Below are 12,841 nucleotides of genomic sequence, written 5' to 3' on the forward strand. Positions count from 1 at the left end.
GTGCTCGAAGTTCTCAGTAGCCCTGTTGACGAGTTGCGCCGTGTGTTCGCGAAACCGGGCGTCAGACGAGCATTCGCCGCAAGTCAGCGCCGGTGGGGCGCCTCAGCGCTCGACGGTGAAGTCGAACACGTCGGCGTCGAAGCGGGTGTAGCCCTCGTAGTCGACGAGGTCGTACAGATCGGCGCGGTGCTGCATGTCGCCGAGCTGGTCGCGCAGATGCCCCTCGGATGCCAGGGCGTCGAGGCCGCGGCCGGCCGCGCCCATCGCGAGCCGCAGCAGCGACACCGGCCAGATGACGATGTTGACGCCGGCGTCGCGCAGCTGCGCGGTGGAGAACAGCTCGCTCTTTCCGAACTCGGTCATGTTGGCCAGGATCGGCACGTCCAGAGCCGCGCGCATCGCCTCGAACTCGCCGAGGTCGCGCATCGCCTCGGGGAAGATCGCGTCGGCGCCGGCGTCGACCAGGGCCTTCGCGCGGTCGATCGCGGCATCCAGTCCCTCCACCGCCCGCACGTCGGTGCGCGCCATGATGAGGAAGTCCGGGTCGCGCCGGGCGTCGACCGCTGCGCGGATGCGCTTGATCGCGGTGTCGGCATCCACGACGCTCTTGCCGTCGAGGTGGCCGCAGCGCTTCGGGTTGACCTGATCCTCGATGTGCGTGCCGGCGAGGCCGGCGTCTTCGAGGGTCTGGATCGTGCGCGCGACGTTCATCGGCTCGCCGAACCCGGTGTCGGCGTCGATGATCGCCGGCAGCTCGGTCACGCGGGCGATCTGCTGCCCGCGCCCGGCGACCTCGGTGAGGGTCGTGAGCCCGATGTCGGGCAGGCCCAGGTCGGCCGAGATCACGGCGCCCGAGATGTATACGCCCTCGAAGCCCTTGCGCTCGATGAGCCGGGCCGACAGCGGATTGAACGCCCCGGGCATGCGCACGAGCTCTCCGGATGCCAGCTTCTCGCGCAGCGCGCGGCGCTTCTGCGCCGCGGGGGTCTGGGCGTACAGCATCAGTGGGTTCCTTCCATCCGGTGTGCGCGGCTCCGGAAGAATCGCGGCGCGCCGGAGCGGCGTCCGCGCCACGACGCGGGACCGGAGCCCCGAGCCGTGGAAAGTTCCGGAGTCAGGCACGCCCGCAGCATCAGAACAACCCCTTCGGCGCCGGCGCCAGCGCCAGCACGCCGGGCTTCGCGACGATCGTGAGCTGCATGACCTCGGCGGGCGTCAGCTCCGGCAGGCGCTGCACGAGCTCGAGGAAGCGCTCGATCTCGTCGGGCAGCAGCACGGGCTCGGCGAGCGTGCGGAACTTGCGGATGTAGTCCTCGCGCGCGAACGGCCGGGCGCCGAGCGGGTGGGCGTCGGCGACGGCGATCTCGTCCTCCACGGTCGAGCCGTCGGTCAGCGTGATCACCACGCGGCCGCCGAACGCCTTCTCGTTCGGGTCTTCGGAGTGATAGCGGCGCGTCCACTCGGCATCCTCCGCCGTGGTGACCTTGCGCCACAACTCGACGGTGTCGGGGCGGCCCGCGCGCTCGGGGGCGTAGGAGTCGACGTGGTGCCAGGCGCCGTCCTGCAGCGCGACGGCGAAGATGTACGGGATCGAGTGGTCGAGCGTCTCGCGCGAAGCGGTGGGGTCGTACTTCTGGGGGTCGTTCGCGCCCGAGCCGATCACGTAGTGGGTGTGGTGGCTGGTGTGAAGGACGATGGATGCCACGTTCGCGGGGTCGCGTAGATCGGGGCGCTCCGTGCCGAGCCGGCGGGCCAGGTCGATCCACGCCTGCGCCTGGTACTCGGCCGAGTGCTCCTTCGTGTACGAGTCGAGGATGCCGCGCTTGCTCTCGCCGTCGCCGGGGAGCGGCACGTCGTACGAGGCGTCGGGGCCGTCGAGCATCCAGGCGATCACGCCGTCCTCGCCCTCGTAGATCGGCGAGGGGCTGGTCTCGCCGCGCATCGCACGATCGACGGCTTCGATCGCCGTCTTGCCGGCGAACGCGGGGGCGTGCGCCTTCCAGGTCGAGATCGCGCCCTTGCGCGATTGGCGGGTGGCGGTGGTGGTGTGGAGAGCCTGGCCGATGGCCTGGTAGATCGTCTCCTGGTCGAGGTCGAGCAGGGTGCCGATGCCGGCGGCGGCGGCCGGGCCGAGGTGGGCGACGTGGTCGATCTTGTGCTTGTGCAGGCTGATCGCGCGCACGAGGTCGATCTGGATCTCGTACGCCGTCGCCAGCGCACGCACGAGGGCGGCGCCGTCACGGCCGGTGTGCTGGGCGACCGCGAGCACGGGCGGGATGTTGTCACCCGGGTGCGAGTAGTCCGCCGCGAGGAAGGTGTCGTGGTAGTCGAGTTCGCGGACGGCCACGCCGTTGGCCCACGCGGCCCACTCGGGGCTCGTGCGGCGCTCGAGCAGGCAGCCGAAGACCGTGGCGCCGGGTCCGCCGATCGACACGGCGTGGTCGAGGGCCTGCTGACGCGCCGCGCTCACGGGCTGACGCGTGATCGAGGCGGCGGCGACGGCGGCGTTGTCGATGAGGCGGTTGACGATCATGTCGACCACGTCGTCGTCGACCGCGACCGGGTCGACCGCGACGCGCGCGAGGGCCCAGGCGAGCTGGCCCTCGCGGGCGAGGTTCTCGTCGCTGCGGTGCACGCGCACGTGGTGGGTGATCGTCATGAGGGGTCCTCCGTGAGGGCTTCGAGGATGGTGGTGAGGGCGTTGTGCAGGTGCACGTGGGTGGCGTGGGCGGCGAGTTCGGGGTCGCCGGCGCCGATCGCTCGCGCGATCAATCCATGCTCCCCGGCCGAGGCCGAGAGGCGAAGGGGGTTGAACCGGGCCATGCGGCGCACGCGAACGAGGTGCGTACGGACGCTGCGCAGGGCCGCGGAGAGATACGGGTTGTCGACGGCGGCGTCCACGGCCGCGTCGAATCGCCCGATGAGGGCGTAGTAGGTGTCGGCATCGGTCAGGTCGGCCGCGGCGAACTCGTCCGCGAGCTCGTCGAATGCCCGGCGATCGCCCCGGCGGGCGGCGTTGCGGGCGGCCTGCGTCTCGAGGGCCTGCCGCAGCTCGAAGAGCGCCCGGATGTCGTCGGCGTCGATCCCCGCCACGACCGTGACTCGCGCAGAGGCCTGCACGACCAGACCGTCGGATGCCAACCGGCGCAGAGCCTCGCGCAGCGGTGTGCGACTGACCCCGAGGCGCGTCGACTGCTCGACCTCGCCGAGCACGGTGCCGGGCGCGAGGGCACCGGTCTGGATCTCGTCGAGGAGGGTCGCGTACGCGCGCTCACTCGCCCGCATGCCGCACCTCCCTCGTGTCCGCCCTCCCAGTGTATGCACTGAGGGCGCTGCTCGGGGAGTCTGACCGCCGACTTGCGGCCTGGGTATACACAGCCACGACCCCCCGCCCCGGCGCTCACACTCGCGTGAGGGGTCAGTTCCTGTCGCCTCCGCGCGTCCTGGGCGACGAAGTGTGACCTCTCACGCGAAGCGACCCCAGGAGTGCAGGGTCGTCGGGATGGATGCCAACGTCGCCAGCGCCGCATCGCGGTCGGCGCGGGCGAGGGTGAGGCCGGCCACCACGAGCGAGGCGCAGACCGCGGCGAGCGCGTCCACGGCATCCGGGGTCAGATCGGGACGCCGATCGGCGACGGCCGCGCGGATCGCGGCGCGCATCTCGGCCGCGTACCCCGAGACGAGGGCGCGCACCTCGGCGTCGTCGCTCGCCAGCGGCGAGGAGCCCGCGTTCAGCAGCAGGCAGCCGAGCCGGGCGCGGGGGGTGTCGGCGGCGATCGCGTCGCGCATCTCGGCGACGTACGCCTCGAGCGCGCCGGGGTCTCCCCCGCCCAGCGGGCGCAGGCGCGTGCGCACGACGTCGTCGAGATAGGCGGCGAGCACGGCGTCGAAGAGTCCGCGCTTGCTGCCGAAGGCATTGTAGATGCTCGAACGGGTGAGGCCGGTGGCCTCTTCGAGCTCCGCGATGCCCGCCTCGGCGTACCCGCGGCGCCAGAACACGTCGCGCGCGGCGTCGACGACGACGGAGCGTTCGAAGCTCGGCGTCCTGCCCATGCTGTGCGTTCCTCTCGGTTGTCGTGCGCGTCCCGGACCCTTCGACGAGCTCAGGGGCATCCGACAGGGGGCTGAGCCTGTCGAAGCCACCGAACCCTTCGGAGGCCGCAGGGCTTCCGGCACTGGTGGCTGCGCCTGTCGAGGCCACCGAACCCCTCGGAGGCCGCACGCTCCTCCCGGTTGCATTCACCAGCACGGGGTCTATATTAGACCGGTCGTTACAAAATAACCACAGGAGGAACCATGCGCGCGATCATCCACCACGAGTTCGGCGAGCCGGCCGACGTCCTCGGCGTCGAAGAGGTCGAGACCCCGACCCCCGGCCCCGGCGAGGTGCGCCTGCGCGTCACCCTCTCGCCCATCCACAACCACGACCTGTGGACGATCCGCGGCACCTACGGCTTCAAGCCCGAACTCCCCGCCCGCGCCGGCACCGAAGCGGTGGGCGTCGTGGATGCCGTCGGCGAGGGCGTCTCGCTCGAGATCGGCCAGCGCGTCGCCACCGGCGGCACGTTCGGCGTCTGGTCGGAGTACGTCGTGGCCCCCGCCGCCGGCCTCATCCCCGTCTCCGACGCCCTGTCCGACGAGGTCGCCGCACAGCTGGTGGCGATGCCCTTCAGCGCCATCAGCCTGCTGCACTCGCTCGACCTGAAGGCCGGCGACTGGATCGTGCAGAACACCGCCAACGGTGCCGTGGGGCGCATGGTCGCGCAGATCGCGAAGGCCCGCGGCATCCATGTCATCGGTCTCGTGCGCCGTCAGAGCGCGGTCGCCGAGCTCGCCGAGCAGGGCATCGACAACGTCGTCTCGACCGACGCCGACGACTGGCGCGACAAGGCCCTCGCCCTCGCCGACGGGGCGAAGATCGTCGCGGGCGTCGACTCCGTGGGCGGACCTGCGGCCGGCCAGGTGCTCTCGCTGCTCAGCGAGAACGGCACCCTGGTGATCTTCGGGTCGATGGGCGCGGGCAAGCTCGAGCTCGGTGCCGGCGACCTCATCTTCCGTCAGGCCACCGTGAAGGGCTTCTGGGGCAGCGTCGTCAGCAAGACGATGGATGCCGACACCCGCGGCGCCCTGTTCGCAGAGCTGTCGCGTTACCTCGCCGACGGCACCGTGACGCTGCCCGTTGCGGCGACCTTCGGTCTCGACGACATCGTCGAGGCGGTCACCGCGAGCGACTCGCCCCGCGTGGGCAAGGTGCTGCTGCGCCCGTAAGCCGAGCGGGGGTCGGGCACAACGCAGGAAAAGCCACGCCCGCGGCACCGACCGCCCCCGGAAACACGGGGCACCGACTCCGGGGTTTCCTGCGTTGTGCACGCGTCGGGCGCCGCCCGGCGCCCACCCCGGCACGGCGCAGCCCGACACCCGCGCCCGTGCACAACGCAGGAAAAACCACAGCCGCGGCACCGCCCACCCCGGGAACACGCGGCACCGCCCCCGGAGTTTCCTGCGTTGTGCACGCGCCCCGCGGCGCCGCACGGCACCGGCACCGGCACCGCCCAGAGCGGGGGCCGATCAGCCGGGCAGAGCCTTGAGCGCCGCGGCGAGCGCGTCGATCGCGGGGCGCTGGCCCTTCACCAGCGCCTCGCGGGCGGCGTCCAGGCTCATCCACTCGGCGCGGTCGACCTCGGGGAACGACGCGCGGGCCCCCGAGCGGGGCGGCCATTCCATCTCGAACTCCCCGAACACGAACCCGGATGCCGTGAACCCGGCGCCGTCGCCCGTGAACACCACCACCTTCTTGCCACTGGAGTACGTGAAGGTGCCGAGCTCGGCCCACTCCACCTCGGGCGGTTCGACGCCGAGCTCTTCGCGGAACTCGCGGCGGGCGGCATCCAGGGCGCCCTCCGTGTCGGGGTCGTACTCGCCCTTGGGGATCGACCACGCCGCCGCGTCCTTCTTGGCCCAGAACGGCCCGCCCATGTGCGCGATGAACACCTGCGGTTCCGGCGTCAGCCGGTACAGCAGGAGTCCCGCGCTCCACACGACCATCAGGCGACGGTCGCGGGAACGCGGTTCGCCTCGTCGGCGATGATGTCGGCGCGCTTGCGGTAGGTGCGGGCCGTCACCCGGTCGAGGGCGATCTGGCCACGCATCTTCTCGGCCTTCTCGTACAGCGAGGGTCCGCCGAACCCGGTGAGCACCTTCACGAGCACGGGCAGCAGCTCGATCATGAAGAACAGCGCGGCGATCAGGTAGTGCGCCCATCGCAGCACCGGCTCGCGATCCGACAGGCGTTCGAGCGCCGTGATCTGGCTCAGCAGGCCCACCGCCCCGGCGTTGCCGTCGGCGACGGATTCGGCCCGCGCGTTGTACGCGGCAAGAGCCGCCTCGTACTGCGTCCGCGCCGCGGGCAGCTGGTCTTCGGCCTGCTGCTTATTGGCGTCGGCGGTGGATGCCGCGGCCTCGGTGCCCGCGGTGTTGGCAGCGGCGAGGGTGGACTGCGCCTGCTGCAGCTGCGCCGAGAGCGAGTCGTACGCCGACTGCGCCTGCTGCAACTGCGCCTGTGCGGCGTCGGAGCTCGCGCCCTCGCCCGCGAGGCCCGTGCAGCCGGGAACCGTGCCGGCACCCTGGCCGGTCAGCTCGCACTGGTAGACCGCGCGCGCCTGATCGATCACGGTCTGCTGCGCGGCGAGCTGCTGCGTGAGCTGATCCACGGTCTGCTGGGCGGCGGCGGATTCGGCCGACGTCGACGACGTTCCGGTCACGATGCCGGTTGCCGCCTGGTTCTCGAGCGCTGAGACCTGCGCCGTCGCCGCGTCGAGCGCCTGCTTCTCGGGGCCGTTGGTGACGGCATCCTGGTCGCTCAGCGCCTGCGTGACGTTGGTGGAGTTGACCTCGCGGGTGATGTCGTTCTGGAAGATCTGCAGCACGAGTGGCTCGGCCACGACGACGCCGATCAGCGCGGCCATGATGACGCGGGGCAGGGCGAGGCCGAGCAGCCGGAAGAGGTTCTTGGTCGAGCGCATCGTCGAGGTGAGGAAGCGGTCGAGGTTGAAGATGATCAGACCCCACACGAGCGCGAGCGGGATCGCCAGGAAGATGCTGACGCGCACGCCGGTCAGCAGCGCGAACATCATCGACAGTGCCGAGACGAGCGCCGTTCCCGCCAGCACCAGGAACATCTGCACGAAGCGCGGCACCTCTTCGGGCACCTCGTCGAGCACGTCATTATCGGCACCGCCGAGCACGGCCATGCGGCGGATCAGCGACAGGCTCGGACGACGCGGGTCGTGCCGGCGCAGGCGCGCTTCGCGGGGTCCGGATGCCACGGGGGTCGGCGCCAGCTCGGGTCGCGGCGCGTCGGTCTCGGCGCCCGGGGTCTCGTCGTCGACCCGGTCGAGGCGCAGGGTTTCGTCGTCGACCCGGTCGAGGCGCAGTGTCTCGTCGTCGGCCCGGTCGAGGCGCAGTGTCTCGTCGCGGTCGCGGTCGAGGCGCGGGGTCTCGTCGTCGGCCCGGTCGGGGCGCGGGGTTTCATCGCCGGCGCGGGGCGCGGCCGGGTCGCGGTCGAGATAGACGGTGTCGTCGTCGAGGAACGGGTCGCGCGGCTCGTCGTCGGCAGACGGCGCGCCCCACGGCTGAGAGGTGTGGTCGTGCGTCGCGGCGTCGGGTTTCGCCGCGTTCTGCGCGGCGAGGATGTCGTCGAGATACTGCTCGCGTTCCTCGTCCGTCGTGAACTCGATGCGGCCGTCGGAGCCGAAACGGCCGGGCCGGTGAGCGGAAAAGGACATTCGCACAGGGTACGACGCGCTCCCTGCCCGCTCCTGAGCGGTACCTGAGGCGCGGCCGAGCGGCCGCGGGCAACCCCGCCGAGTCAGCTCCGCGGCCCGTGGACATTCGTCGAGGACGAAGCCGTTCATCGAGGACACACCCGTTCGGCGAGGACACACCCGTTCGGCGAGGACGCACGCGTTCGGCGAGGACGTACCCGTTCGGCGAGGACGCGCGCAAGAGGACGCAATCGCATGCGGTCTCCGCGAACGGGTGCGTCCTCGCCATCCCCGACACGGACGCGGTCGCGGCGACCTGACGCGCTCTCGGCAATCCGACGCGGTCTGGCCGCGCGCGACATCGACCGTCGCGCCGCGCGGCGCGACATCGACCGTCGCGCCGCGCCGATCGTGCCCTGCTGGACATGCCACAGCGGACCCGGCGCGAACGCCGGGCTCGCCATGACGAACCGCGTCAGACGAGTCGCTGCTTGGGCGAGACCTCGTAGGTGTTCTCGGGGTCGGAGAACACCTCGTCACCGAGGGCCTCGTCGATGGCGGCGAGGGTGTCGGCATCCAGGGTCACGCCCGACGCCTTCACGGTGTCGGCAAGCTGCTCGGGACGCGAGGCGCCGACGAGCGCGGCGGCGATGTTGGGGTTCTGCAGCACCCACGCGATCGCGAGCTGCGGCATGCCGAGACCCGCCTCGTCGGCGATGGGCTTGAGGCGCCGCACGGCCTCGAGCGTCTCGTCGCGCAGGAACCGCTTGATGAAGGTGGCGCCGCTCTTCTCGTCGGTCGCGCGCGAGCCCTCGGGCACCGGCTGCCCGGGAAGGTACTTGCCGCTGAGCACGCCCTGCGCCATCGGCGACCAGACGATCTGCGAGATGCCGAGCTCTTCACTGGTCGGCACGACCTTGCCCTCGATCACGCGCCACAGCATGGAGTACTGCGGCTGGTTCGAGATGAGCTGGATGCCGAGCTGCTTCGCCAGCGCGTGGCCCTCGCGCAACTGCTCGGCGGTCCACTCCGAGACACCGATGTAGAGGGCCTTGCCCTGTCGCACGACGTCGGCGAAGGCCTGGAATGTCTCTTCGAGCGGCGTCTCGTAGTCGAAGCGGTGCGCCTGGTAGAGGTCGACGTAGTCGGTGCCCAGACGCTTCAGCGACCCGTTGATGGAGTCCATGATGTGCTTGCGGCTCAGACCGGTGTCGTTGGGGCCCATCGGCCCGGTGGGGAAGTAGACCTTCGTGAAGATCTCGAGCGACTCGCGGCGCTGACCCTCGAGGGCCTTGCCGAGCACCGTCTCGGCCGCCGTGTTGGCGTAGGTGTCGGCCGTGTCGAACGTGGTGATGCCCGCGTCGAGCGCCGCATGCACCGTCTTGATCGCGGCGTCGTCACCGACCTGCGAGCCGTGCGTCACCCAGTTGCCGAGCGTGATCTCCGAGATCTTGAATCCACTGTTTCCGAGGTAGCGATAACCGACCATCCCTCCACGCTAACCCTCCCCTCCGACACCGGGGCCGCGGCATCCGTTCCCCCCACCGATAAACGCGATCCGCCGGAAGAAACGCGCGGAGAAGGCGTTTCCTCCCGCGAAGAGCGTTTCTCCGACACCGGGGCCGCGGCATCCGTTCCCCCCCCCACCGATAAACGCGATCCGCCGGAAGAAACGCGCGGAGAAGGCGTTTCCTCCCGCGAAGAGCGTTTCTCCGACACCGGGGCCGCGGCATCCGTTCCCCCCCCCACCGATAAACGCGATCCGCCGGAAGAAACGCGCCAAGAAGGCGTTTCCTCCCGCAAAGAGCGTTTCTCCGTCGGGAATGTCGACGCCGCACCTCAGGCGTCCTTGCGGATCCAGCGGAACGTCGCCCGCACCACCGCCAGGCCCACCACCAGCCAGATCAGCGTGACCAGCACGATCATCGGGTGCTCCCACGAGCCCGAGGGCTCGGCATCCGCGAACCCCTCCGGCAGGAACACCGACCGGAACCCCTGCGCGAGCCACTTCAACGGGAAGACGCTCGCGACGTTCTGCAGCCACTCGGGCAGGGCGGCGAAGTTGATGTAGACGCCCGAGATGAACTGCAGCAGCAGCACGATCGGGATGACGACGCCCGTGGCGCTGCGGCCCGTGCGCGGCAGCGCCGACAGGCCGATGCCGAGGATCGCGCACGTGGTGACGCCGAGCAGGAACACCCACGCGAGGGTCAGCCAGCGCTCCGGCTCGGTCGGCAGCGGCACGCCGAAGAACACCGCGGCCACGACGATCAGCAGCACCGACTGCAGGAAGCCGGTGACCAGCACCTGACCGAGCTTGCCGATGAAGTACGACACCGGGCTCAGCGGCGTCCCGCCGAGACGCTTGAGCGTGCCATCGCTGCGTTCCATCGCGATGTTGATCGACATGTTCTGCAGGCCCGACAGCAGCACGCCGGCGGCGAGCATCGCGGGAAGGTAGAACTGCGCGGCATCCACTTCTTCTCCGGGCGGGCCGAAGGTCTGCGCGTCGAAGGCGACGGCGAAGATCAGCAGGATCATCACGGGGAACAGAAAGGTGAAGAACACCGAGTCGCCCTGGCGGAAGTATGAGCGCACCTCGAAGGCGATGCGCGCGGCGCCGAGCCGCAGCATGCGGCTCATGCGAGGCCCCCCGCCGCGGTGGTGCGGCGCGCCTCGTCACCGAGGAACGACAGGTACACGTCTTCGAGGCTCGGTCGCACCACCTCGAGCCGCGACGGTTCGCCGAGCCGTCCGTACAGCTCCGCCACCACCGCCCCGGGATTCTCGGTGCGCCGCTCGCGCACCGTGTCACCCTCGCGCCACCGCACGACGGGCACGCGGGCGTCCGGTCCCCCGAGCTCTTCGATACGCCCGACGGATGCCACCTCCCCGCCGACGAGGATCGCCGCGCGCTCCGCCAGCTCGGCGGCCTCGTCGAGATAGTGCGTGGTCAGCAGGATCGTCGTCCCCTCGGCCTGCAGGGTGCGGATGAGGTCCCAGAACTGCCGCCGGACCTCGGGGTCGAAGCCGGTCGTGGGCTCGTCGAGGAACAGCAGTTCGGGGCGTCCGACGATGCCGAGGGCGACATCGACGCGGCGGCGCTGCCCGCCCGAGAGCTTGCGCACCGAAACCTTCGCCTTCTCGGTCAGCCCGACGGCGGCGATGACCTCGTCGACGTCGCGGGGCCGCGGGTAGAACGAAGCGAAGTGCGAGAGCAGCTCCCGCACGGTCGCCGTCGGCGCTTCGCCGGTGTTCTGCAGCACGATGCCGAGCCGCGCCTTCCAGTCCAGGCCCCCGCGGTGCGGGTCGACGCCGAGCACGCTGACGTCACCGCTCGTGCGGTCGCGGTAGCCCTCGAGGATCTCGATGACCGTGCTCTTGCCGGCGCCGTTGGGGCCCAGCAGCGCGAACGTCTCACCGCGGCGGATGTCGAACGACACCCCGCGCAGCGCCTCGAGACCGCCCCGGTAGGTCTTGCGCAGATCCTGGACCCGCACGACGAATTCGCTCATGCGGCTCAGTCTGGCGGGGCGGGACGCTGACCGGAACTCGGAACCGGCGTGTTCGACATCCCGCTGTCGCAGATCGGATCGGTCACGCAGAAACGCGATCCGCCCGCGAAAACGCGAGGAGAGAGCGTTTCTGCACGCCGATCGCGTTTGAACGGGGCCGCACGCCGGGTCGCGCCGCGCCGCCTCGAGCGACGGCCGCGCATTCAGCCCGTTCGCGGCGAGGCCGGAGACTCAGCTGACCGGCGTCGCCGCCGCGGCGACCTCGTCCTCTTCGGTCGCGACGAGCTGACCGCACGCGCCGTCGATCTCCTTGCCGCGGGTGTCGCGCAGGGTCGTCGGGATGCCGGCGTCGTTCAGGCGTCGCACGAACTCGTTCTGCACGGGCACCTCGGATGCCGTCCAGATCGAGCCCGGCGTCGGGTTCAGCGGAATGGGGTTCACGTGCACCCAGCCGCGTCCGCGGGCGTTGAGCTTGTCGGCCAGCAGGTCGGCACGCCAGGCGTGGTCGTTCATGTCCTTGATCAGGGCATATTCGATCGAGACGCGACGCCCGGTCTTGTCGAAGTACGCGCGGGCGGCATCCAGGGCCTCGTCGACCTTCCAGCGCGAGTTCACGGGGATCAGCTCGTCGCGCAGGCCGTCGTCGGGCGCGTGGAGCGACAGGGCGAAGGTCACCGGGATGTCCTCGTCGGCGAGCTTCTTGATCGCCGGCACCAGGCCGACCGTCGAGACGGTGATACCGCGGGCGCTCATGCCGAGGCCGTGCTCCTTGTCGACCATCACGCGCACGGCCTGCATGACGCGGGCGTAGTTGGCGAGCGGTTCGCCCATGCCCATGAACACGATGTTCGAGACCCGATCGAGCGAGTGGTCGTCGCGCTTCTTGCCGCCGAGACCACCGGCGGCGATGAGGGCGTTGGCGCGCACGATCTGCTCGACGATCTCGGCCGCCGACATGTTGCGGGTGAGCCCCGCCTGCCCGGTCGCGCAGAACGGGCAGTTCATGCCGCACCCGGCCTGCGAAGACACGCACAGCGTGATGCGGCCGGGGTAGCGCATGAGCACCGACTCCACGAGCGCGCCGTCGTGCAGCTTCCAGAGGAACTTGATGGTGTCACCGCGGTCGGTCTCGAGCCGTCGCACCTCGGTGAGCAGCGGCGGCAGCATCCCGGCGACGAGCTCTTCGCGACCGGATGCCGGCAGGTCGGTCATGTCGGCGGCGTCGCTCGTGTAGTGCGTGAAGTAGTGCTTCTCGAGCTGCTTCGCGCGGAAGCCGGGCAGGCCCAGCTCCTTCACCTTCTCGACGCGCTCGGCGGCGGTCATGTCGGCGAGGTGCACGGGCGGCTTGCCGCGCTTGGGGCTGGCGAACTGCAGCAGCGGGCGACCGGACTCGTCTTTGGCCTGCTGCCAGCCTTCGGTCTTCGGACGGACCTGGCGGATGCCGGTGTCTTTCGGCTTCGTCTCGCGGACGGCCGTGTCGGCCGGCGCCCCCGCGGGGCGCGCCTGCCGGGGCGTGGTGGAGCGCACGGGGGGCTGATCAGTCATGGTTTCCAGGGTACCGGC

11 protein-coding genes are annotated in these 12,841 nt (G+C 70.7%); 1 reads left to right on the plus strand and 10 read right to left on the minus strand.

The window, feature by feature from the left end:
• Positions 1-102: 102 nt before the first annotated feature.
• The 4 genes from prpB to AS029_RS13245 all read right to left on the minus strand — a co-directional run bounded on the left by prpB (position 103) and on the right by AS029_RS13245 (position 4,053).
• Positions 103-1,002, minus strand: a complete 900-nt coding sequence (gene prpB, locus AS029_RS13230) for a methylisocitrate lyase (protein ID WP_058233051.1) — start codon at positions 1,000-1,002, stop codon at positions 103-105.
• A 130-nt stretch (positions 1,003-1,132) separates the two neighbouring features.
• A complete protein-coding gene (locus tag AS029_RS13235) occupies positions 1,133-2,659 on the minus strand; it encodes an MmgE/PrpD family protein (RefSeq protein ID WP_058233052.1) in 1,527 nt (508 codons plus the stop codon).
• Positions 2,656-3,285 carry a GntR family transcriptional regulator gene (locus tag AS029_RS13240; RefSeq protein ID WP_058233053.1) on the minus strand — a complete coding sequence of 210 codons (630 nt, stop codon included), beginning with the start codon at positions 3,283-3,285 and terminating at the stop codon, positions 2,656-2,658. The genes AS029_RS13235 and AS029_RS13240 overlap by 4 nt, the downstream gene beginning before the upstream one ends.
• Before the next feature lie 180 nt (positions 3,286-3,465).
• Positions 3,466-4,053 (minus strand): TetR/AcrR family transcriptional regulator, encoded by a 588-nt coding sequence (locus AS029_RS13245; protein ID WP_058233054.1) that lies wholly within the window; start codon positions 4,051-4,053, stop codon positions 3,466-3,468.
• A 243-nt stretch (positions 4,054-4,296) separates the two neighbouring features.
• Here AS029_RS13245 and AS029_RS13250 point away from each other — a divergent pair, with 243 nt between their 5' ends.
• The gene (locus AS029_RS13250; protein WP_058233055.1) at positions 4,297-5,268 is read left to right on the plus strand and encodes a zinc-binding dehydrogenase; all 972 of its coding nucleotides are present in this window, start codon (positions 4,297-4,299) and stop codon (positions 5,266-5,268) included.
• Between the two features lie 300 nt (positions 5,269-5,568).
• Here AS029_RS13250 and AS029_RS13255 read toward each other — a convergent pair whose 3' ends face one another.
• The 6 genes from AS029_RS13255 to rlmN all read right to left on the minus strand — a co-directional run bounded on the left by AS029_RS13255 (position 5,569) and on the right by rlmN (position 12,823).
• Positions 5,569-6,045, minus strand: a complete 477-nt coding sequence (locus AS029_RS13255; protein ID WP_058233056.1) for an NUDIX hydrolase — start codon at positions 6,043-6,045, stop codon at positions 5,569-5,571.
• Positions 6,045-7,784 carry a DUF4407 domain-containing protein gene (locus tag AS029_RS13260; RefSeq protein ID WP_058233057.1) on the minus strand — a complete coding sequence of 580 codons (1,740 nt, stop codon included), beginning with the start codon at positions 7,782-7,784 and terminating at the stop codon, positions 6,045-6,047. Before AS029_RS13260 ends, AS029_RS13255 begins: the two co-directional genes overlap by 1 nt.
• A gap of 454 nt (positions 7,785-8,238) precedes the next feature.
• On the minus strand, positions 8,239-9,252 hold the full coding sequence (locus tag AS029_RS13265) for an aldo/keto reductase family protein (RefSeq protein WP_058233058.1): 1,014 nt from the start codon (positions 9,250-9,252) through the stop codon (positions 8,239-8,241).
• A gap of 350 nt (positions 9,253-9,602) precedes the next feature.
• Positions 9,603-10,406, minus strand: coding sequence for an ABC transporter permease (locus AS029_RS13270; RefSeq protein ID WP_058233059.1), 804 nt, complete (start codon positions 10,404-10,406; stop codon positions 9,603-9,605).
• Positions 10,403-11,278, minus strand: a complete 876-nt coding sequence (locus tag AS029_RS13275; protein ID WP_058233060.1) for an ABC transporter ATP-binding protein — start codon at positions 11,276-11,278, stop codon at positions 10,403-10,405. The genes AS029_RS13270 and AS029_RS13275 overlap by 4 nt, the downstream gene beginning before the upstream one ends.
• Before the next feature lie 231 nt (positions 11,279-11,509).
• Entirely contained in the window at positions 11,510-12,823 is a 1,314-nt protein-coding gene (gene rlmN / locus AS029_RS13280; RefSeq protein WP_175456664.1) for a dual-specificity RNA methyltransferase RlmN, read from the minus strand.
• Between the last annotated feature and the right edge of the window lie 18 nt (positions 12,824-12,841).

Source organism: Microbacterium enclense, from assembly GCF_001456955.1.
Classification (GTDB): domain Bacteria; phylum Actinomycetota; class Actinomycetes; order Actinomycetales; family Microbacteriaceae; genus Microbacterium; species Microbacterium enclense.

Bases quoted from the DNA above. Each gene is read 5' to 3' on its own strand.
- rlmN (WP_175456664.1), bottom strand. From the start codon at position 12,823: ATGACTGATCAGCCCCCCGTGCGCTCCACCACGCCCCGGCAGGCGCGC.
- AS029_RS13235 (WP_058233052.1), bottom strand. From the start codon at position 2,659: ATGACGATCACCCACCACGTGCGCGTGCACCGCAGCGACGAGAACCTC.
- AS029_RS13255 (WP_058233056.1), bottom strand. From the start codon at position 6,045: ATGGTCGTGTGGAGCGCGGGACTCCTGCTGTACCGGCTGACGCCGGAA.
- prpB (WP_058233051.1), bottom strand. From the start codon at position 1,002: ATGCTGTACGCCCAGACCCCCGCGGCGCAGAAGCGCCGCGCGCTGCGC.
- AS029_RS13275 (WP_058233060.1), bottom strand. From the start codon at position 11,278: ATGAGCGAATTCGTCGTGCGGGTCCAGGATCTGCGCAAGACCTACCGG.
- AS029_RS13240 (WP_058233053.1), bottom strand. From the start codon at position 3,285: ATGCGGGCGAGTGAGCGCGCGTACGCGACCCTCCTCGACGAGATCCAG.
- AS029_RS13260 (WP_058233057.1), bottom strand. From the start codon at position 7,784: ATGTCCTTTTCCGCTCACCGGCCCGGCCGTTTCGGCTCCGACGGCCGC.
- AS029_RS13245 (WP_058233054.1), bottom strand. From the start codon at position 4,053: ATGGGCAGGACGCCGAGCTTCGAACGCTCCGTCGTCGTCGACGCCGCG.
- AS029_RS13265 (WP_058233058.1), bottom strand. From the start codon at position 9,252: ATGGTCGGTTATCGCTACCTCGGAAACAGTGGATTCAAGATCTCGGAG.
- AS029_RS13270 (WP_058233059.1), bottom strand. From the start codon at position 10,406: ATGAGCCGCATGCTGCGGCTCGGCGCCGCGCGCATCGCCTTCGAGGTG.
- AS029_RS13250 (WP_058233055.1), top strand. From the start codon at position 4,297: ATGCGCGCGATCATCCACCACGAGTTCGGCGAGCCGGCCGACGTCCTC.